Source organism: Ferrovibrio sp. (assembly GCF_965278975.1).
Lineage (GTDB): Bacteria > Pseudomonadota > Alphaproteobacteria > Ferrovibrionales > Ferrovibrionaceae > Ferrovibrio.
Genome location: NZ_OZ257126.1, coordinates 19,504 through 37,952, shown reverse-complemented (window position 1 = coordinate 37,952; position 18,449 = coordinate 19,504). Strand labels below are relative to the sequence as shown.

At 64.6% G+C, this 18,449-nt stretch carries 19 protein-coding genes; 9 read left to right on the top strand and 10 right to left on the bottom strand.

Annotated elements, in window-relative coordinates:
• Nucleotides 1-8 precede the first annotated feature (8 nt).
• From thrC to ACQY7X_RS00170, 5 genes are all read left to right on the top strand, one after another.
• A complete protein-coding gene (gene thrC, locus ACQY7X_RS00190; RefSeq protein ID WP_428247817.1) occupies nucleotides 9-1,412 on the top strand; it encodes a threonine synthase in 1,404 nt (467 codons plus the stop codon).
• Nucleotides 1,409-2,671 carry a M16 family metallopeptidase gene (locus tag ACQY7X_RS00185; RefSeq protein WP_428247816.1) on the top strand — a complete coding sequence of 421 codons (1,263 nt, stop codon included), beginning with the start codon at nucleotides 1,409-1,411 and terminating at the stop codon, nucleotides 2,669-2,671. Before thrC ends, ACQY7X_RS00185 begins: the two co-directional genes overlap by 4 nt.
• Nucleotides 2,672-2,680: 9 nt before the next feature.
• Complete coding sequence (locus tag ACQY7X_RS00180) at nucleotides 2,681-3,253, top strand: GNAT family N-acetyltransferase (RefSeq protein WP_428247815.1); 573 nt, start codon at nucleotides 2,681-2,683, stop codon at nucleotides 3,251-3,253.
• Nucleotides 3,254-3,355: 102 nt separating this feature from the next.
• Nucleotides 3,356-4,528, top strand: a complete 1,173-nt coding sequence (locus ACQY7X_RS00175; protein ID WP_428247814.1) for an ABC transporter substrate-binding protein — start codon at nucleotides 3,356-3,358, stop codon at nucleotides 4,526-4,528.
• Nucleotides 4,525-6,954: a methyl-accepting chemotaxis protein gene (locus ACQY7X_RS00170; protein WP_428247813.1), complete on the top strand. Its 2,430-nt coding sequence runs from the start codon at nucleotides 4,525-4,527 to the stop codon at nucleotides 6,952-6,954. Before ACQY7X_RS00175 ends, ACQY7X_RS00170 begins: the two co-directional genes overlap by 4 nt.
• Here ACQY7X_RS00170 and ACQY7X_RS00165 read toward each other — a convergent pair.
• On the bottom strand, nucleotides 6,951-7,538 hold the full coding sequence (locus ACQY7X_RS00165; RefSeq protein ID WP_428247812.1) for a YqgE/AlgH family protein: 588 nt from the start codon (nucleotides 7,536-7,538) through the stop codon (nucleotides 6,951-6,953). The genes ACQY7X_RS00170 and ACQY7X_RS00165 overlap by 4 nt on opposite strands.
• Before the next feature lie 96 nt (nucleotides 7,539-7,634).
• Here ACQY7X_RS00165 and ACQY7X_RS00160 point away from each other — a divergent pair, with 96 nt between their 5' ends.
• Together ACQY7X_RS00160 and ACQY7X_RS00155 are read left to right on the top strand one after the other, a co-directional pair.
• Nucleotides 7,635-8,390 carry a protein-disulfide reductase DsbD domain-containing protein gene (locus ACQY7X_RS00160; RefSeq protein ID WP_428247811.1) on the top strand — a complete coding sequence of 252 codons (756 nt, stop codon included), beginning with the start codon at nucleotides 7,635-7,637 and terminating at the stop codon, nucleotides 8,388-8,390.
• A 78-nt stretch (nucleotides 8,391-8,468) separates the two neighbouring features.
• Nucleotides 8,469-8,978, top strand: a complete 510-nt coding sequence (locus ACQY7X_RS00155) for a peroxiredoxin (protein ID WP_428247810.1) — start codon at nucleotides 8,469-8,471, stop codon at nucleotides 8,976-8,978.
• A gap of 5 nt (nucleotides 8,979-8,983) precedes the next feature.
• Here the strand turns inward: ACQY7X_RS00155 and rnhA are convergent, their stop codons facing one another.
• Genes rnhA through ispH form a run of 3 tightly spaced genes read right to left on the bottom strand, consistent with a single transcriptional unit; the run spans nucleotide 8,984 to nucleotide 11,446 of the window.
• Nucleotides 8,984-9,448 carry a ribonuclease HI gene (gene rnhA, locus ACQY7X_RS00150; RefSeq protein WP_428247809.1) on the bottom strand — a complete coding sequence of 155 codons (465 nt, stop codon included), beginning with the start codon at nucleotides 9,446-9,448 and terminating at the stop codon, nucleotides 8,984-8,986.
• A complete protein-coding gene (thrB, locus tag ACQY7X_RS00145; protein ID WP_428247808.1) occupies nucleotides 9,445-10,440 on the bottom strand; it encodes a homoserine kinase in 996 nt (331 codons plus the stop codon). Before thrB ends, rnhA begins: the two co-directional genes overlap by 4 nt.
• Before the next feature lie 4 nt (nucleotides 10,441-10,444).
• Nucleotides 10,445-11,446 (bottom strand): 4-hydroxy-3-methylbut-2-enyl diphosphate reductase, encoded by a 1,002-nt coding sequence (gene ispH, locus ACQY7X_RS00140; protein WP_428247807.1) that lies wholly within the window; start codon nucleotides 11,444-11,446, stop codon nucleotides 10,445-10,447.
• A 114-nt stretch (nucleotides 11,447-11,560) separates the two neighbouring features.
• On the opposite strand from ispH, the gene ACQY7X_RS00135 reads away from it, so the two are divergent.
• Nucleotides 11,561-12,151, top strand: coding sequence for a hypothetical protein (locus ACQY7X_RS00135; protein ID WP_428247806.1), 591 nt, complete (start codon nucleotides 11,561-11,563; stop codon nucleotides 12,149-12,151).
• Here the strand turns inward: ACQY7X_RS00135 and ACQY7X_RS00130 are convergent.
• Nucleotides 12,148-12,483: a winged helix-turn-helix transcriptional regulator gene (locus ACQY7X_RS00130; RefSeq protein WP_428247805.1), complete on the bottom strand. Its 336-nt coding sequence runs from the start codon at nucleotides 12,481-12,483 to the stop codon at nucleotides 12,148-12,150. The two genes, ACQY7X_RS00135 and ACQY7X_RS00130, sit on opposite strands and share 4 nt — an antisense overlap.
• 81 nt (nucleotides 12,484-12,564) lie before the next feature.
• Here ACQY7X_RS00130 and ACQY7X_RS00125 point away from each other — a divergent pair, with 81 nt between their 5' ends.
• Entirely contained in the window at nucleotides 12,565-13,116 is a 552-nt protein-coding gene (locus tag ACQY7X_RS00125; protein ID WP_428247804.1) for a carboxymuconolactone decarboxylase family protein, read from the top strand.
• Here the strand turns inward: ACQY7X_RS00125 and ggt are convergent.
• Genes ggt through ACQY7X_RS00100 form a run of 5 tightly spaced genes read right to left on the bottom strand, consistent with a single transcriptional unit; the run spans nucleotide 13,110 to nucleotide 18,448 of the window.
• The gene (gene ggt / locus ACQY7X_RS00120; RefSeq protein ID WP_428247803.1) at nucleotides 13,110-14,720 is read right to left on the bottom strand and encodes a gamma-glutamyltransferase; all 1,611 of its coding nucleotides are present in this window, start codon (nucleotides 14,718-14,720) and stop codon (nucleotides 13,110-13,112) included. The genes ACQY7X_RS00125 and ggt overlap by 7 nt on opposite strands.
• Nucleotides 14,713-15,687 carry an ABC transporter ATP-binding protein gene (locus ACQY7X_RS00115; protein WP_428247802.1) on the bottom strand — a complete coding sequence of 325 codons (975 nt, stop codon included), beginning with the start codon at nucleotides 15,685-15,687 and terminating at the stop codon, nucleotides 14,713-14,715. The genes ggt and ACQY7X_RS00115 overlap by 8 nt, the downstream gene beginning before the upstream one ends.
• Nucleotides 15,684-16,646 (bottom strand): ABC transporter ATP-binding protein, encoded by a 963-nt coding sequence (locus ACQY7X_RS00110; RefSeq protein WP_428247801.1) that lies wholly within the window; start codon nucleotides 16,644-16,646, stop codon nucleotides 15,684-15,686. Before ACQY7X_RS00110 ends, ACQY7X_RS00115 begins: the two co-directional genes overlap by 4 nt.
• A 1-nt stretch (nucleotide 16,647) precedes the next feature.
• Nucleotides 16,648-17,529: an ABC transporter permease gene (locus ACQY7X_RS00105; protein WP_428247800.1), complete on the bottom strand. Its 882-nt coding sequence runs from the start codon at nucleotides 17,527-17,529 to the stop codon at nucleotides 16,648-16,650.
• A gap of 1 nt (nucleotide 17,530) precedes the next feature.
• Complete coding sequence (locus ACQY7X_RS00100) at nucleotides 17,531-18,448, bottom strand: ABC transporter permease (protein WP_428247799.1); 918 nt, start codon at nucleotides 18,446-18,448, stop codon at nucleotides 17,531-17,533.
• Nucleotide 18,449 lies beyond the last annotated feature (1 nt).

The window sequence follows — 18,449 nt, the reverse complement described above, 5'->3', positions numbered from 1 at the left end:
GTGAAGCGATGCGATATGTTTCCACACGGGGCCAGGCCCCGGTTCTAGACTTCGAAGGCGTGTTGCTGGCAGGCCTCGCCAGCGATGGCGGCCTCTACCTGCCGGAAAGCTGGCCGCAATTCTCCGCCGCCGAATGGCGCGCCATGCGCGGGCTTTCCTATAACGAACTGGCCTTCCGCATCATGCAGCCGTTCCTCGGCGGCCTGATCCCCGATGCCGATTTCCGCCGCATGATCGCTGAAGCCTATGGCGCCTTTGGCCACAAGGCGGTGACGCCGTTGAGCCAGCTTGATGCCAACGACTGGCTGCTTGAGCTTTACCACGGCCCCACCATCGCCTTTAAGGATGTGGCGCTGCAATTGCTTGGCCGGCTGTTCGACTGGGCGCTGGCGCGCTCGGGCAAGAAAGCGACCATTCTCGGCGCCACCTCGGGCGATACCGGCTCGGCGGCCATCGAAGGTTGCCGTGGCCGCAATGCGCTGGAGATTTTCATTCTCTTCCCGCATGGCCGCGTATCGGATGTGCAGCGCCGGCAGATGACCACGGTGGCGGATGCCAATGTGCATGCCATCGCGCTGGAAGGCACGTTCGACGATGCCCAGGCGATGGTTAAGACCCTGTTCGGCGATGCCGCCTTCCGTGATCGTGCCGGCCTTACGGCGGTGAACTCGATCAACTGGGCGCGCGTGATGGCCCAGATCGTCTATTACGCGGCGGCCGCCCTGGCGCTCGGCGCACCGGACCGTCCAGTGTCGTTCTGCGTGCCGACCGGCAATTTCGGCGACATTTTCGCCGGCTATTGCGCCCAGCGCATGGGGTTGCCGATCCACAAGCTGATCGTTGCCACCAACCGCAACGATATTCTTACCCGTTTCTTCGAGACCGGCGATTACCGCAAGAGCGGCGTTGCCCCCACCATCAGCCCCAGCATGGATATCCAGGTGGCGAGCAATTTCGAACGCCTGCTGTTCGATCTGCATGGCCGCGATGGTGCCGTGCTGCGCGACATGATGGCGGCGCTGGATGGCAGCGGCGGCTTCAGCGTTTCGTCCAACGCACTGGCGGAGACGCGGCAGCTTTTCGCCGCCGGCCGTTCCGACGAGGCGGCGACCAAGGCGGCAATCACGCTCGGCTTCAAGCAGACCGGCCGCCTGATCGATCCCCATACTGCCGTGGGCCTGCATGTGGCGGCGGAAGCGCGCGCCAGGGGCGTGGTGCCGGCGGATATCCCGCTGGTGACGCTGGCCACCGCCGATGCCGCCAAGTTCCCCGATGCGGTGAAGGCTGCCACCGGCCAGCATCCGCCGCTGCCGGCGCGCATGGCCGATCTGTTCGAGCGCCCGGAACGCATGACCATCCTGCCCAATGATGCCAACGCGGTGCGCCGCTTTATCGATAGCGTGATCGCATGAGCCTGCGCCTTACTACTCTGCCCAACGGCCTGCGCATTGTCAGTGACGCCATGGCGCAGGTGAAAACCACTTCCGTCGGCATCTGGGTCGATGCCGGTGCGCGCGATGAAACGCCGGAGATCAACGGCGTGGCGCATATGCTGGAGCATATGGCCTTCAAGGGCACCGAGCGGCGCAACGCGCGCGCCATCGCCGAGGAGATCGAGGCGGTGGGCGGGCATCTCAATGCCTTCACCTCGCGCGAACAGACCGCCTATTACGCCCGCGTGATGCAGCCGGATATGCCGCTGGCGCTGGATATGCTGGCCGACATCCTGCAGCACTCCACCTTCGATCCCGAAGAACTGGAGCGCGAGCGCGAGGTCATCATCCAGGAGATCGGCCAGTCGGAAGACACGCCGGACGACATCATCTTCGATCATCTCCAGGAGCAGGCTTTCCCGGATCAGGCCCTGGGCCGCGCCATCCTGGGCACCGTCGAGCGCGTCGAGGGCATGCGCCGCGAGGATCTGCAAGGCTTCCTCGACCGCCATTACCATGCACCGAATCTTGTCGTCGCGGCGGCGGGTGCGGTGGACCATGATGCGCTGGTGGATCTGGCGGCCCAGCATTTCGCCGGGTTGCCGACCACGAAGCGCCGGCCCAACGAAGCCGCCGCATATGGTGGCGGCGGCGAGCGGCGCGAGGAACGCGATCTTGAGCAGGCGCATATCGCCTTCTCGGTGCCGGCCTTCGCTTTCGGCGATCCCGATTTCTATGCGTTGCAAGTCTATGCCACGGTGCTGGGCGGCGGCATGTCCTCGCGGCTGTTCCAGGAAGTGCGCGAGAAGCGCGGCCTGGCCTATTCGGTCTATGCCTATCCTACCAGCTACCGCGATACCGGCCTGCTCACCATCTATGCCGGTACCGGCGGCGAGAAACTGGGCGAATTGACTCCGGTGCTGGCTGATGAAATGGCGGCGCTGACTCAGTCCGTCGGCGCCGATGAAGTGATGCGGGCGCGCAATCAGCTTAAAGTCGGCCTGGTGATGTCGCTGGAAAGCTCCGGCTCACGGCTGGAGCAGCTTGGCCGCCAGATGCTGGTCTATGGCCGCACGCTGGATATCGATGAAATCCTGGCCGCCGTTGATCGCGTCGATGAAGCGGCGGTGAAGCGCGTTGCCGAGCGCATCATGCGGGCCGGCAAGCCTGCCGTGGCGGCCCTGGGGCCTGTGCAGCAGCTCGAAGCCTATGAGCGCTTCGCGGCGCGGTTCGGCTGAGGCGGGAAGATGATCTTCGGGCGCTTCCTGTCGCAGCCAGCGCCCGCGATGACGACCGACCGGCTGTATCTGCGCAGCCCCGATGCCGGTGATTTCGAAGCCTGGGCGGCATTGCGGGCGGTCAGCCGCGAGCATCTGCAGCCCTGGGAGCCAAGCTGGGCCGACGACGCGCTGACCCGCGATGGCTTTCGCCGCCGCCTGATCTGGTTCGATCGCCTGCGCCGCACCGATACCGGGGCGGCCTTTTTCATCTTCGCGCGCCAGAACAACGCACTGCTAGGTGGAATTACTCTGTCAAATCTTCGCCGTGGCGCCGCGCAATGCGGTGAGTTCGGCTATTGGATCGGCAAGCCCTATGCGGGCCAGGGCCATATGAGTGAAGCCATTACCATGATGGTGGCGTGGTGTTTTGCAGAATTGAAGTTGCATCGGCTGGAAGCCGCCACCTTGCCCGAGAATCAGCCAAGCCAGCGCCTGCTGCTGCGTGCCGGATTCAAGCCGGAAGGGCTGATGCGCGAATATCTCAAGATCGATGGCGTATGGCGCGACCACCGCCTTTATGCGCGGCTCGTTACCGACTAGTTCGAGCACCAACATCCTCGTGTTTGCTTTGCCCGCGCCGCCGCTTTAAGGTTGCGTGAAACCCGGCATAGACCGTGGTGTGCAGAAGTTGGGGAGGGTGTGATGGCAGGCAGCAGAATTGCGCGCTTGGGCCTGATCGCGGCAGGCATGGTGGCGGGCCTTGGCTTTGCCGCACCTTTGCTGGCGGCTGATCCCGGCGTATTTTCAGACCGCATCGTGTTCGGCCAGGCTGCCGTGATGGAAGGGCCGGCTTCGGCGCTCGGCACTGGCATGCGCGATGGCATCCTGGCGGCCTTTGGCGAGATCAATGCCGCCGGCGGTGTGAAGGGCCGCAAGCTGCAGCTTGTGGTGCGCGATGATGGCTACGAGCCGGGCAAGGCGGCAGTGGCGGCGCGCCAGCTGCTGAATGAAGACAAGGTTTTCGGCCTGATCGGGCCGGTCGGCACGCCGACCTCGGCGGCCATGGAGCCGATCATGGCTGCCGATAAAGTGCCGTTCATCGGGCCGTTCACCGGCGTGGAATTCCTGCGCAATCCCTACAAGCCGCATGTAGTGAATGTGCGCGCCTCGTATTTCCAGGAAACCGAGGAGATGGTGGAGCGCCTCACCACCGACCTGAAGCATGAGCGCATCGCCATTCTGTACCAGAATGACTCATTCGGCCGCGCCGGCCTAGCCGGTGTGCAGCGCGCGCTCACCAAGCGCAAGATGGAACTGGCTGGCGAGGCAACTTTCGAGCGCAACACCACCGCCGTGAAGCGGGCGCTGCTGGAACTGCGCAAGAGCAATCCGCAGGCCATCATCATCATCGGACCGTATGCGCCATCGGGTGAATTCATCCGCGCCGCCAAGAAGATGAGTCTGAAGGCGGTGTTCGTGAACATCTCCTTTGTCGGTTCCGATGCCCTGGCCGCCGATCTCGGCTCCGATGGCGCCGGTGTGGTGGTGACCCAGGTGGTGCCGTTCCCGCGCGATACCAGCATCCCTCTGGTCGCAGCCTACCAGAAGGCGCTGGCGGAGCATGTGCCGAAGGCCTGGGGTGGCTTCATCTCGCTGGAAGGCTACATGGTCGGCAAGCTGGTGATCATGGCGTTGCAGAAACTCGATGGCGAGCCGACCCGCGCCAACCTGCTGAAGGCACTCAGCGGGGGCAGCTACGATCTCGGTGGCGTCACGCTCAGCTTCGGAGAGAATGACAATCAGGGCTCGGATGCGGTGTTCCTCACCGTGATCGGTGCCGATGGCAGCTTCAAAGCGATCAAGGCCCTGCAATGACCACGATGACCGATACCCAGCCGGTGGAGGCCAGCATGGACCACGCCACAACCACCCTTGCCGCGCGTCCCGGCGCCTCACGCCCTGCCGCCGTCCGGCGCATGGGCATCCGCCAGAAACTGTTCCTCGCCTTCGGTGCCATTGCCGCGCTCACACTGGTCTGCGCGCTGAGTGCCGGCCTGTTCATGAACCGCATCAACGACACGCTGGATACTGTGATGCAGGACAGCCTGCCGGCGGTGATTGCATCGCTGAATCTGGCGGCACAATCCTCGCAGCTTGCCGCCGCCGCGCCGGCCCTGGGCGCTTCGCGCAGCGAAGCCGAACGCAACGATCAGGAACAGCGGGTTCACAAGCTGATCGATGCCATTTCCAATGCACTCACCTTGATCAAGCAGAGCGGCGCCAGCAGCGATACCGGCAAGATCGAGGCGGCGATTTCCACCATGGACCGCCAGATCAACACCATCGGCGAACGTACCGCCTTGCGCCTGCGGCTGGCCGAGCAGCGCGGCGATATCATCCGCAATGTCAACCGCACCCTGGATGCCTATACCGCCGCCACCGCCAAGCTGTCGGATGATACGGTATTTTCCATCGTCATGACCCTGGAAGGCGTTGCCCAGAGTGGCCGCAATCTGAAGGATGTCGCCGACTATATGAAGGGCGTGTCGGAGTTCGAATTCGCCCTGGTCGATGGCCTCTCGGAACTTACCGCTGGCATGAATCAGGCCGCCAGTCTGCTGGAAGCCATGGCGAATGCGCCAAATGACGCGGCGCTCAATGGCTTGGTGGATCGTTTCCAGAGCACTGAAACACGCATGCGTGGCGCGCTGAAGCGGGTGAGCGACGCCTATAATGACGATGCGATCAAGAAGGCGGTTGCCGATATGATCAGCTTCGGCGCGGCGCGCGATGGCATCATCGCGCTGCGGCGCCGCGAACTGACCGCGCAGACTCAGGTGGATAACGCGCTGGCTTCGGCACGCCAGGCGGCGGCAACCTTGACGGAGCAGACCGAGGCGATTGTTGCCATGGCGCGGGCTGGTGCTGGTGAAGCGGCGGATGCCTCCTACGCCACGGTGAAAACCGGCATTGCCGTGCTGGCGGTGCTGACCGGCTTGAGCCTGTTGGCGGCGGCATTGATCGGCTGGCTCTATGTCGGCCGCCGCGTCGTCGACACCATGGTCGGCCTTACCGGCGTGATGGATCGGCTGGCGCATCGCGACTGGAGCACCGATGTGCCGGACCGCACACGGCCGGACGAGATCGGCGACATGGCGCGCGCGGTGCAGGTATTCAAGGAGAATGGTATCGAGAATGAGCAGTTGCAGCGCCAGGTCGAGGATAGCCGGCAGCGATTCGAGCAGGAACGCGAGGCCCAGGAGGAACTGATCGACCGCTCTGTCGGCCAGATCGTTTCCGCTGCTGCCGCCGGTGATCTGGCCCAGCGTATCGATGCCTCGGCGCTCGATGGCGTGATGCAGCGCCTGGCCGAAGGCGTGAACACGCTGCTGGATAGCTTCGCCGGTTCCATCGACGCGGTGAACCGCACGCTTGACCAGATGGCCCATGGCGACATGACCGGCCGCGTGCAGGGCGAATTCAAGGGCGTGTTCGCGACGCTGCAAGGCAATGTCAATCAGACCGCCGAACAGCTTGCCGGCGTGGTCAAGCGCATCAGTCATACGGCTCAAGCCGTGCGCGAAGCAGCGGCGGAAATTTCTGCCGGCTCCACCGATCTCGCCAGCCGCACCGAGCAGCAGGCCGCCAGCCTGGAGCAGACGGCGGCATCGATGCATGAAATCACCTCGACGGTGAAACAGAACGCCGAGAGCGCCGAAGCCGCCAATCAGCTCAGCCAGGTGGCGCGCAACACGGCCAATACCGGCGGCGATGTGGTGGAGAAGGCGGTGACCGCCATGGCCGGCATCGAATCCAGTGCCGGCAAGATCGTTGATATTGTCGGCCTGATCGATGAGATCGCGTTCCAGACCAACCTGCTGGCACTCAATGCTTCCGTGGAAGCGGCGCGGGCGGGTGAAGCCGGCAAGGGCTTTGCCGTGGTGGCGCAGGAGGTGCGCGCGCTGGCGCAGCGTTCGGCCAATGCCTCGAAGGACATCAAGGCGCTGATCAACGAGTCCAATGCCCAGGTACGCCAGGGCGCCGATCTGGTGAAGCGTGCCGGCGAGGCGCTGACCGAGATAGTCACCTCAGTGAAGAAGGTGGCGGATATCGTTGCCGAGATCGCCTCGGCCAGCCGCGAGCAGGCGACTGGACTGGATGAGGTGAACACCGCCGTGTCGAACATGGATGAGATGACCCAGCGCAATGGTGCGCTGGTGGAGCAGACCACGGCTTCATCCCAGGCAATGGCGACCCAGGCCGATCAGCTCAATGAACTGGTGGCGTATTTCCGGCTTTAAGCGTGGCCTGCCACACCGGAGAGGTGGCTCAGGTTGATGCCCAGCGTGGCGATCGAACGCTCCCAGAGCGAGTCGAGGTCGGGATCGAACACCAGGTCGAAATTCGCCGGCACGGTGAGCCAGCCATTTTGCTGCAATTCGGTATCGAGCTGACCGGCGCTCCAGCCGGCATAGCCGAGCGCGAATAGCCGGTGCTGCGGCCCGGTGCCGCTGGCGATGGCGCGCAGCACGTCCAGCGTCGCGGTGAGGCCGATGCCGCTGCGTTCGTCAATCGGCACGCTGCCCGGCTGCATGTAATCGGTGGAATGCAGCACGAAGCCGCGGCCGGTTTCCACCGGGCCGCCGAGCCGCACCGTGATGTTGGATTCAACCGTGGTTTCGATGCTGAGCTGGCGCAGCAGGTTGGGGAAGGTGAGGCCGGGATAGGGCTTGTTGATCACCAACCCCATGGCGCCTTCGGCATTATGCGAGCACATATAGATCACGGTGCGGGCGAAACGCGGATCACCGATTCCAGGCATCGCCACCAGCAGATGGCGCTCCAGATACCCAGACATTTTCTTGCCTTTGGTCGATCGTTTCATGCCGATCTCCGGACGTGCGAGTCTCACCCGAATGTTACCCCCTTGGGCGGTAATGTCCATATGGCGGCGCCGCTTGATCTTGCCTAAAAAGGGATCATGCGAATCGGGATTTGGGCATTTGTGGCCGCTGTCGGCCTGTCTCTGCTGAACGGCGGTGTTCTGGCCGCCGAGCCTTTGCGTGCGCGGCTGGTGCAAGGTGCTGAAGGCTATGCCGGGCTGCATCTGCGCCTTGAGCCGGGCTGGAAATTCTATTGGCGCCAGCCGGGCGAGGGCGGTGTGCCGCCGCGCTTCGACTGGTCGGGCTCCGGCAATCTTGCCTCAGTTGATGTGGAATGGCCGGCGCCGCGCCGCATGTCGATCAGCGGTATCGATCTGATCGGCTACAAGGGTGAGGTGGTGCTGCCGCTGCGGGTTCAGGCGCAGAAGGCCACCAAGCCGGTGACGCTGAAGCTGCTGGCCGAATTCGGCATCTGCAAGGAGATCTGTGTGCTGCGCGAGGAGCGTCTCACGCTGACGCTTAATCCGGGCGAGGGGCCGGCGGCGGCGCTGATCGAGCGTTTCCGTGCCGAAGTGCCGGGCAGCCTGGCGGCGGCAGGTATTCAGGTGCCGTCCTTCCGCCAGAAGGAAGGCAAGCTGCTGCTGAAATTCGCCCCCGAAGCCCGCCTGGAGGCGCCGGACATTTTCGTTGAAGGGCCGGTGGAATACTGGTTCGGCCGCCCGAAGCTGCTGCCCCAGGCCGATGGCAGCCTGGAACTGGCCTTGCCCTATACGCCGGTGGACCAGCCGCCGGCCTTGGGGGGCTTGCGTTTCACCCTGGTGGATGGCCGCCGCAGCGCCGAATTCACGCCCTGAGCGAGCCACCGGAGGCTTGTTTCCGGCCCATTCCCGACCCATGTTATGGGCGCCTTGGCGCCGCCATGCGGCTGCCCCATGAACCATAAGCAGAGCGAGGATATCATGACGATCAAGGTCGGCGACAGCATGCCCGACGTGACCATCTTCACCCAGGGCGCCAATGGCCCCGAAGCGGTGAAGACCGGTGAATTGTTCAAGGGCAAGAAGGTGGCGTTGTTCGCCCTGCCGGGTGCCTTCACGCCGACCTGCTCGGCCAAACATCTGCCGGGCTATATCGAGAAGGCGGCGGAATTCAAGGGCAAGGGCTTCGATGTGATTGCCTGCCTGTCGGTCAACGACGCCTTCGTCATGGGCGCCTGGGGCAAGCAGCAGGAAGCCGGCGAAAAGGTGATGATGCTGGCTGATGGCAGCGGTGAATTCACCAAGGCCATCGGCATGGAATTCGACCTGACCGCCCGCGGTCTCGGCGTGCGCTCGCAGCGCTATTCGATGATCGTGGATAACGGCACGGTGAAGAGCCTGAACCTGGAAAAGCCGGGTGCCTTCGAGGTGTCTGACGCCGGCACGCTGCTCGGCCAGGCCTGAGTGATCTAGCCGCTGCCATCGCGCTGAGCGGTGGCAGCGGTTCTAGCCAGCACATCGACGCGTTCATTCTCGGCATGGCCGCTATGGCCGCGCACCCATTCCCAGTCAACTTTATGCGGCGCCATCGCCGCTTCCAGCCGCTGCCACAGGTCCACGTTCTTCACCGGCTTGCGGTCGGCGGTTTTCCAGCCACGCGCCTTCCAGGGCCGCAGCCATTTCGTCACCCCATCGATCACATAGCGGCTGTCGGTGAAGAGATGCACCGTGCAGGGGCGTTTCAGTGCCTCCAGCGCGGAAATGGCCGCCATCAGTTCCATGCGGTTGTTGGTGGTATGGCCCTCGGCGCCGCTGATCTCGCGCTCACGCCCGCCGAAGCGCAGCAAGGCCGCCCAGCCGCCAACACCGGGATTACCCAGGCAGGCACCGTCAGTATAAGCCTCGACGCGGCTGACTTCTTCTTCACCGCTCATGACGAGCGTTCGATGCCATAGGCGCTGGGGCCAAGCACCAGGCGATGGAAGTTCAGCTTCTGCCAGTATTCCATCGGGTCCTTTGGCCGCACCAGGGCGCCGGGCACCTGATTCAGCCAGTCATACAGCCGCGTCAGCAGGAAGCGCAAAGCGGCGCCGCGCGCAAACAGCGGCAGGCTGTGCACTTCGCCATCGGTCAACGGCCGTATGCTCTCATAGCCGCTGATCAGTGCGCGGCCCTTGGTGACATTGAAGGCGCCATCGGCCTCGAAGCACCAGGCATTCAGCAGCACCGCCAGGTCATAGGCGTAATAGTCGTTGCAGGCGAAGTAGAAATCGAACATGCCGCTGAAGTCGTCGCCGATGAAGAAGATATTATCGGGGAACAGATCGGCATGAATCACGCCATGCGGCAGCGGACGCTCGCCCTGGCGGCCGGGCTGCTCCGGCCAGGTGGCGCGCAAGCTGTCCCATTCGCGCATCAGTTCGGTTTCAAGCCCGGCGCGCACCTTGCTGGCGCGCGGGCCGCAGGCATCGATCAGGCTTTTCCAGCCATCGATGGAAAGCGCGTTGGCGCGCTGGCCGGGGAAATCCGCGCCGGCGATATGCAGCCGTGCGGTGGCGGCGCCGACCTCGAAGCAATGCTTCGGCGTCAGCCGCTTCGGCGACACGCCGTTGAGGAAGCTGATGATGGCACAGGGGCGGCCGGCCACTTCGCGCAGGATCTGGCCATCGCGGCCATGCACCGGTGTGGGGCAGGGCAGGCCTTTCTGCGCCAGATGGTCCATCAGGCCGAGGAAATAGGGCAGTTCTTCCTTGTTCACGCGCTTCTCATACAGCGTGAGGAAGTAATTGCCCTTCTCGGTGCCGAGCATGTAGTTGGAATTTTCCACGCCCTCGGCGATGCCCTTGCAGGACAGCAGCATGCCGAGATCGTATTCGGCAAGCAGGGCGCAGAGCTGGTCTTCGTTGATTTCTGTGTAAACAGCCATGGTGCTATGCGGCGCTGCTGTCCAGGGCTGCGGGCAGCTTGAACTGCACGGCCTCGGTGGCGGTGGTGATTTCCCGCAGGGTGACATTGAAGCGGGCGCGGATGGCGGCAATCACTTCTTCCACCAGCAATTCAGGCGCGCTGGCGCCGGCAGTGATGCCGATGCGGCGCGGCTGGCCCAGGGCGGTCCAGTCGATATCGCCGGCCCGCTGCACCAGTTGCGCCACTTGGCAGCCGCTGCGTTGTGCCACTTCCACCAGGCGCAGGGAATTGGAGGAATTCGGCGCGCCGATCACCAGCAGGGCATCGCATTCGGCGGCGATGGCCTTAACCGCCGCCTGCCGGTTGGTGGTGGCATAGCAGATGTCTTCCTTCTTCGGGCCTTCGATGCCGGGGAAGCGCTGCTGCAAGGCGGTGATGATCTCGGCGGTATCGTCCACCGAAAGCGTCGTCTGCGTGATATAGGCCAGCGAGGCGCCGGGCCGCTCGGGCAGCCGGGCCACATCGGCCACGGTCTCCACCAGGCTCACCGCGCCGTCGGGCAACTGGCCCATGGTGCCGATCACTTCCGGGTGGCCGGCATGGCCGATCAGCAGGATATGGTGGTTCTCGCGGTGATGCCGTTCGGCCTCGCGGTGCACCTTGCTCACCAGCGGGCAGGTGGCATCGAGGTAGAACAGGTTGCGGTTCCTGGCCGCCGCCGGCACCGATTTGGGCACGCCATGGGCGGAGAAGATCACCGGCACCCCGGCTGGCACCTGGTCCAGTTCATCGACGAAAACAGCGCCCTTGGCGGCCAGGCTTTCGACGACGAAACGGTTATGCACGATCTCATGGCGCACATAGACCGGGGCGCCGTATTTCTCGATGGCGCGTTCCACGATCTGGATGGCGCGATCCACCCCGGCACAGAAGCCGCGCGGCGCCGCCAGCACGATCTCCACTGCCGGAAGTAGCGATTCGGGCGCTCTGGTCTCGTGTTGCGGGGGGATAAGCGGGCTGTTCATCCGGGCCTTGGGGGCTGTCGCTTGTAAGGGGGCGGGGGGGTATTCTATACAGGAAATCCGCCCGCCAAACTGCCGGGCAAGCTATCGTACCTGACGCGGGAAGGAAAGTGCGCCATGACCGATCCGGCCGGTTCCGGAAGGCTTCTCAGCCGCCTGCGTCCTGCTGCCCTGATGCTGCCGCTGGTGCTGCTGGCCAGTTGCGGTTCTGGGGGCTGGTTCGGCAAGAAGGATGCCGAGCCGCCGCCGCCCTGCCCACGCATCGGCATCCTGGGTGATGCGCGCAAGGCTGTGCAATTCCGCCCCGGTCCGGGCCGAGACCTCACCGATGTCGCTTATGAGGTCGAGCTGCTGGATTACAATGGCGGCTGCAAATTCGAGGAAAAGGACAAGGTCAAGAATGTCGCCGTCACGGTGACCTTCACCTTGCAGATCGCAGCCACGCGCGGCCCCGCCGCTGGCGACAGCCGCGAATCCGTGGTGCCGTATTTCATCGCCGTGGTGGACAAGCAGCAGAATATCCTGTCGCGCGATGCCTTCTCGGCGCGGATCCCGCTGCCGCCGGGCCGCCGCCGTGTCGCCGTGGGTGATGAACTGGAGCAGCGTATCCCGCTGGCCGGTCGCAGCACGCGCGATATCGAAATCCTGATCGGCCTGGAACTCGATAACGAGCAGCTTGACTTCAATCGCAAGCAGCGCGGTTTCTAAGCCGTTTCGGCTGCCCAGTCGGCGGCCCAGCGGTCCAGCGCCAGCAGCAAAGGCTGCAGCTTCACGGCTTGCTGGGTGAGGGCATAGCCGCTTTCGCCGTCATGTGCCACTAGCCGTGCCTCGCGCAGATCGTTCAGCCGCTGTTGCAGCACGCTCGGCGATAGCTGGCCGCAGGCGGCCTGCAGGGCGCGGAAGCTCAACGGGCCATCGCGCAATTCCCACAATATCCGCAGACTCCAGCGCCGGCCCAGCAGGTCCAGCGCCACCATGATCGGTCGGCCGGTGCTGGAGCCGCGCACGCGCTTTGTCACCTTGGTCGTCAGCTTTGCCATGTAGCCTCTTGCGCTACTGAATTAGTAGCGATATGGTTTCGATTGCTACGGAATCAGTAGCACAAAAGAGAGGAATACGCCATGACCCAACCGCGCCTCGCGCCGCTGGAGCCGCCCTATGATGATGCGGTGGCCGCCGAATTCGCCCGCATGATGCCGCCGGGCCTGCCGCCGATCGCGCTGTTCCGCCAGGTGGCGCATAACCCGCGTGTGCTTGGCCGCTGGCGCGGCGGCGCCTTGCTCGATCCCGGTTCGATCAGCCTGCGGCAGCGCGAAATCGTCATCCTGCGCGTCACCGCCCGGCTCGGCGCCGAATATGAATGGGGCGTGCATGTCGCCTTCTTCGCCGCGAAGGCCGGCTTCACACCGGCGGAAATCGCCGGTACGCGGCTCGGCGGCGGCTTCACGGCGGCAGACGATATACTGCTGCTGCGCATCATCGATGCGCTGATCGATGCCAAGGGCCTGGATGATGCGCTCTGGGCCGAGGCCAGCGCGGTATTCTCAGCCGCGCAGCTTGTCGAAATCCTCAGCCTGGCCGGCTTCTATCACACGGTATCCTTCACCGTGAACACGCTGCGCACCCCGCTGGAGCCGGGCGCGCCGCGCTTTCCGCAAGCGTCACCTCAATAGGCGAGCGCGCAGCCATCCTTGCGCGGATCGGAGCCGGCCATCAGCACGCCATTGGCGTTGAGCATGATGGCCTGGCCACCGCCATGGGGCATTTCCGCCATCTTGATCTCATGGCCCAGCGCCGCGAGGCCGGCCAGCACTTCCTGCGGGATACCGCGTTCGGCCTCGAACTTGCCGGCGACATGGAAGCCGCGCGGACTGTCGATGGCTTCCTGCACATCCATGCCGAAATCGACGATGTTGGTCAGCACATGGCTCTGGCCGACCGGCTGGAAGCCGCCGCCCATCACGCCATAGCAGAGCCAGGGCTTGCCATCCTTCAGCGCCATCGCCGGGATGATGGTGTGCATCGGCCGCTTGCCGGGCGCTACGTTGTTTGGATGCTTGGGATCGACGCGGAATCCGGCGCCGCGATTTTGCAGCAGCAGGCCGGTCTTCGGGCTGCTCAAGCCGGTGCCGAAAGGCCAGAACAGCGAGTTGATGAAGGAGCAGCAATTGCCCTCGCCATCCACCACCGAGATATACACCGTGTCGCGGTAGACCGCGCCATTGCCCGCCGGGCCGGGTGAGGCCATGGCGCGCTTGATGTCAATGCGGCCGCGCAGTTCATCGGCGAAGGCAGCGGAGAGCAGCTTTTCCACCGGCACATCGGCGAAGGCCGGATCGGCAACGTAAGTGTCGCGTGCCTGGAAGGCCAGGCGAGTCGCTTCGGCTTCGAGATGGAAACGCTCGACGCTGTGCGGCCCGTATTTGCCAAGATCGAGGCCGGCCAGGATGTTGAGCATGATCAGCGTGGTGATGCCCTGGCCCGAAGGCGGGATTTCCAGCAATTCGACACCGCGATACTGCGTCGCGATCGGCTCGACCCAGAAAGCTTCCTGGGTGGCGAAATCCTCCAGGCTGTGAGTGCCGCCGAGGCTGCGGCAATAGCTGACGATATCCTCGGCCACCCAGCCGGTGTAGAAGCCATCGCGGCCCTTGGCGGCGATTTCGCGCAGCACCTTGGCATAGGTTTCCAGTTTCATCAGGTCGCCGGCCTTCGGCGGCTTGCCGCCGGGCAGGTAGACGGCAGCCGAATTCTTGTCGGCGCTCAGCTTGTCGATATTGATCTGGCGACCGAAATCGACGCTGACGCGCTCGGTGATCGGAAAGCCCTCTTCGGCGAATGTGATTGCCGGTTGCAGCAGGTCCGCCAGCGGCAGCTTGCCGAAACGCTGGTTCAGCTTGGCCCAGGCATCGACAGCGCCGGGAATGGTGATGGCATGCACGCTGGTGAGGCCGATTTCCTTCAGGCCCTGGCCGAGCAGGAAATCGGAGGAAAGGCCGGCAGGTGCGCGGCCGGAGCCGTTCAGCCCATAGACCTTGCCGCCCTTGCGCGTGTCGGTGCCGGCCGGGGCATAGAGCACGAAATTGTCGCCGCCGATGCCGGTCGATTCCGGCTCGACAATGCATTGCACGGCGCAGGCGGCGATGGCGGCATCGGTGGCATTGCCGCCGCGCTTCAGGATGTCGAGCGCGGTGATGGTGGCGAGAGAATGGGACGTGGCGGCGGCGCCATGGCGGCCCATGGCGACGGAACGGCCGGGCAGATGCAGGTCACGCATGATCGGGAACTCCGGAATGAACATGGCAGGCCACGCCGCCCACAAGGGCCGGCATGGCGGTGCGGCAGGTAGTTATGACATCGGTGCAGCGGGGATGGAACGGGCAGCCGGGCGGCGGATTGAGCGGGTCGGGGAAGGCGAGACCCAGCCCGGTATCGGGCACGCCAAGCTGCGGCTCCGGCGTCAGCACGGAAGCCAGCAACGCCTTGGTGTAGGGATGGCGCGGCGCGGCGAAAAGCTGACGCGTCTCGGCCTGCTCGACGACACGGCCGAGATACATCACCGCCACGCGGGTGGCGATATGCTCCACCACGGCCAGGTTATGGCTGATGAAAACATAGGTGAGCGAGAAGTCGCGGCGCAGATCCAGCAGCAGGTTGATGATCTGCGACTGCACGGAAACATCCAGCGCCGAGGTCGGCTCGTCGCAGACCACGATATCGGGCCGCATCACCAGGGCGCGGGCGATGGCGACGCGCTGGCGCTGGCCGCCGGAAAGCTCGCGCGCATAGCGGTCGGCAAAGCGGCTGCTCAAGCCGACACGCTCCAGCATCTCGATGGCCTGGCGGCGGCGCGAGGCGGCATCGCCGATGCCGTGCACTTCCAGCGGCAGGGCCACCAGGGAAGCCAGGCTGCGGCGCGGGTTGAGCGAGGAATACGGGTCCTGGAAGATCGGCTGCACCCGGCGTGCCACGGCACGGCGGCCCAGAGTTGCCAGCGGCTGGCCTTCCAGGGTGATCTCGCCTTCATTGGGCGGCAGCAGGCCGAGCAGGATGCGCGCGAGCGTGGATTTGCCGCAGCCGCTTTCGCCGACGATGCCGAGCACATCGCCGCGCCGGATTTCCAGCTCGACGCCGTTCACCGCATGCAGCAGCCGCTTAGGCTTGAACATGCCCTGGCCGACGGAAAAACTTTTCGTCACGCCCTTGATGGCGAGCAGGGGTGCTGCGGGGTGCATCTCGCTCATGCCGCCCCCCGGATGCAGGCCCAGGCATGGCCGGCATCGTCATGGCGCGGCGGCGTATCGGCGCAAACGGCTTCGGCGAAGCCGCAGCGGCTCTTGAAACCGCAGCCCTTGAGGCCGCCGATGAGATTGGGCACCACGCCGGGCACCACGCCCAGCCGTTCGCCGGGCAATGTGCGGCCCGGCACCGGGATGCAGCTCAGCAGGCCTTGGGTATAAGGATGGCGCGGCTGGCGCAGGATCGCTTCCGTGCTGCCGCTTTCCACCACTTCGCCGGCATACATGACGCCGACGCGGTGCGCCACATGCGCCACCACGCCCATGTCATGGGTGATCAACAGCAGGGCAATACCGAGTTCGCGTTGCAGCTCGAACAGCAGCCGCAGGATCTGTGCCTGGATGGTGACATCCAGCGCCGTGGTCGGTTCATCGGCGATCAGCAGGTCCGGCTCGCACATCAGCGCCATGGCGATCATCACGCGCTGGCGCAGGCCGCCGGAAAGCTGGTGCGGATACTGGCCCAGGCGTTCCCCGGCAGAGGCGATGCCGACCTTGCCGAGCAGATGCACGGCGCGTTCGCGCGCGGCTGCGGCACTGGCTTTCTTATGCTTGATGAAAGCCTCGGTAAGCTGGTCGCCGATGGTATAGGCGGGGTTCAGTGCCGTCATCGGTTCCTGAAAGATCATGCCGATGCGGTTGCCGCGCAGGCTTTCGATGGCGCCACGCTTGGTCAGGTCGATGCCATCGAAGATCAGGCGGTCGGCCTGGCGTCTGGCGCGGCGCGGCAGCAGGCCCATGATGGAAAGCGCGGTCATCGATTTGCCGCAGCCGCTTTCCCCCACCAGGCAGAGCGTCTCGCCGCGCGCGATGGAAAAGCTGATGCCACGCACCGCTTCCAGCGGCCCGTCGCCGGTCGGCAGGGTCACGCGCAGATTGGCAAGCTCCAGCAGTGGCGTGGTCATGTCAGCCCCGCCCGTCCGGCGAGAGGAAATCGCGCAGGCCATCACCGGCCAGATTGATGCTGAACACCAGCAGGGCCAGCATGGTGCCGGGAATGGCGATCAGCCAGAAGCTGAAGAACATGTAGGTCTTGGCTTCGGCGATCATCAGGCCCCAGGAGGGCAGCGGCGGCTGCACGCCCAATCCCAGAAATGACAGCGCTGCTTCCAACAGGATGGCGCTGGCGGCTTCCAGGGTGGCGATCACGATCAGATGCGGCGCCACATTCGGCAGCAATTCGCCCAGGATGATGCGCGGCGTGGAGGCGCCGGCGGCTTCGGCGGCGGCGATGTAATCCAGCGCGCGGGTCTGCTGCGTCGCGCTACGCATCACCACGGCGAAGCGGTCCCATTTCAGCAGGCCGAGCGTCAGGATCACGACTACGAGCGAGGAGCCGAGGATGGCAACCACGGCCAGCGCCACCAGGATCACCGGCATCGCCAGACGCGTGGTGGTGACGAAGGTGACGATCATGTCGATACGGCCGCCGAAATAGCCGGCGCAAAGCCCGATGGCGGTGCCGATGACGCCCGATATCATCACCACCGACAGGCCGATGAGCAGCGAGATGCGGGCGCCATAGATGGTGCGCGAGAAATAGTCGCGGCCGAGATTGTCGGTGCCGAGCGGATAGAGCCACTGGCCCTTGTCATGCCAGATCGGCGGGATCAGGCGGCGGGTCAGGTCCTGCGCGTAGGGATCATGCGGCGCCAGCAGCGGCGCCAGGATCGCCATAATGATGATCAGCAGCAGCAGACCGCCGCCCCAGAGCAGGCTGGGATTGCCGCGCAGCCGGCGCAACCGCTTCGCTGCCGGTGAGATTTCGGTGAGCGCGGCGTCGGTCATGTCACGATACCCGGATGCGCGGATCGAGCCAGGCATTGGCCAGATCGGCGAGCAGGGTGAGCAGCACATAGAATACCGACAGCAGCATCACCACGGCCTGGGTGACCGGGAAATCCTTGTGCGTGATGCTCTGGTAGGCGAGGTAGCCCAGGCCATCGAGGGCGAAGATCGCTTCGATCACCACCGAGCCGCCAAGCAGGAAACCAAGCTGCACGGCGGCCAGCGCCACTACTGGGATCGCCGCATTGCGCAGGCCATGCTTGAACACCACCATGCCCTCGTTCAGCCCCTTGGCCCGCGCGGTGCGGATATAATCGGCGGACAGCACTTCCACCATGCCGGCGCGCACCAGGCGCATGAAGGCCGGGGCGATGTAATAGCCGAGCGCGATGGTCGGCATGACGAAATGCGCCCAGGAATCGCTGCCCGAAACCGGCAGCCAGCGCAGCTGGATAGAGAACAGCATGATCAGCAGCAGGGCGAAGAAGAAGTTTGGCAAGGCCTGGCCGAGTACGGCGATGCCCAGCGCCAGGCGGTCGATCCAGCTATTGGCGAAGATCGCCGCCGCGACGCCGAGCGGAATCGAGATGGCGAGCGCGAACAGCAGCGAGCAGAGGCCGAGCATCAGGGTGGTGGGCAGCTTGGCGAAGATCAGCCCGGTCACATCGGTCTTGAAATACAGCGAGGTACCGAAATCGCCCTGGAGCGTGCGCCACAGCCAGTCGAGATACTGCACGACCAGCGGGCGGTCGAGGCCGTAATTCTTGCGCACGGCATCGATATCCACCTGGCGCGCGCCTTCGCCGGCGAGCGCAGCGGCAACGTCGCCCGACAGCCGCACCAGCAGGAAACAGACGACCGAAACGGCCAGCGCAACGAGCAGCGCAAGGCCGAGCCGCTTGGCAATGAATATCAACATG

Bases quoted from the DNA above. Each gene is read 5' to 3' on its own strand.
- rnhA (WP_428247809.1), bottom strand. From the start codon at position 9,448: ATGAGCGGTGAAGAAGAAGTCAGCCGCGTCGAGGCTTATACTGACGGT.
- ACQY7X_RS00115 (WP_428247802.1), bottom strand. From the start codon at position 15,687: ATGAGCGAGATGCACCCCGCAGCACCCCTGCTCGCCATCAAGGGCGTG.
- ACQY7X_RS00180 (WP_428247815.1), top strand. From the start codon at position 2,681: ATGATCTTCGGGCGCTTCCTGTCGCAGCCAGCGCCCGCGATGACGACC.
- ACQY7X_RS00130 (WP_428247805.1), bottom strand. From the start codon at position 12,483: ATGGCAAAGCTGACGACCAAGGTGACAAAGCGCGTGCGCGGCTCCAGC.
- ACQY7X_RS00105 (WP_428247800.1), bottom strand. From the start codon at position 17,529: ATGACCGACGCCGCGCTCACCGAAATCTCACCGGCAGCGAAGCGGTTG.
- ispH (WP_428247807.1), bottom strand. From the start codon at position 11,446: ATGAACAGCCCGCTTATCCCCCCGCAACACGAGACCAGAGCGCCCGAA.
- ACQY7X_RS00170 (WP_428247813.1), top strand. From the start codon at position 4,525: ATGACCACGATGACCGATACCCAGCCGGTGGAGGCCAGCATGGACCAC.
- ACQY7X_RS00135 (WP_428247806.1), top strand. From the start codon at position 11,561: ATGACCGATCCGGCCGGTTCCGGAAGGCTTCTCAGCCGCCTGCGTCCT.
- ACQY7X_RS00185 (WP_428247816.1), top strand. From the start codon at position 1,409: ATGAGCCTGCGCCTTACTACTCTGCCCAACGGCCTGCGCATTGTCAGT.
- ggt (WP_428247803.1), bottom strand. From the start codon at position 14,720: ATGCGTGACCTGCATCTGCCCGGCCGTTCCGTCGCCATGGGCCGCCAT.
- ACQY7X_RS00175 (WP_428247814.1), top strand. From the start codon at position 3,356: ATGGCAGGCAGCAGAATTGCGCGCTTGGGCCTGATCGCGGCAGGCATG.
- ACQY7X_RS00100 (WP_428247799.1), bottom strand. From the start codon at position 18,448: ATGTTGATATTCATTGCCAAGCGGCTCGGCCTTGCGCTGCTCGTTGCG.
- thrC (WP_428247817.1), top strand. From the start codon at position 9: ATGCGATATGTTTCCACACGGGGCCAGGCCCCGGTTCTAGACTTCGAA.
- thrB (WP_428247808.1), bottom strand. From the start codon at position 10,440: ATGGCTGTTTACACAGAAATCAACGAAGACCAGCTCTGCGCCCTGCTT.
- ACQY7X_RS00155 (WP_428247810.1), top strand. From the start codon at position 8,469: ATGAACCATAAGCAGAGCGAGGATATCATGACGATCAAGGTCGGCGAC.
- ACQY7X_RS00125 (WP_428247804.1), top strand. From the start codon at position 12,565: ATGACCCAACCGCGCCTCGCGCCGCTGGAGCCGCCCTATGATGATGCG.
- ACQY7X_RS00165 (WP_428247812.1), bottom strand. From the start codon at position 7,538: ATGAAACGATCGACCAAAGGCAAGAAAATGTCTGGGTATCTGGAGCGC.
- ACQY7X_RS00110 (WP_428247801.1), bottom strand. From the start codon at position 16,646: ATGACCACGCCACTGCTGGAGCTTGCCAATCTGCGCGTGACCCTGCCG.
- ACQY7X_RS00160 (WP_428247811.1), top strand. From the start codon at position 7,635: ATGCGAATCGGGATTTGGGCATTTGTGGCCGCTGTCGGCCTGTCTCTG.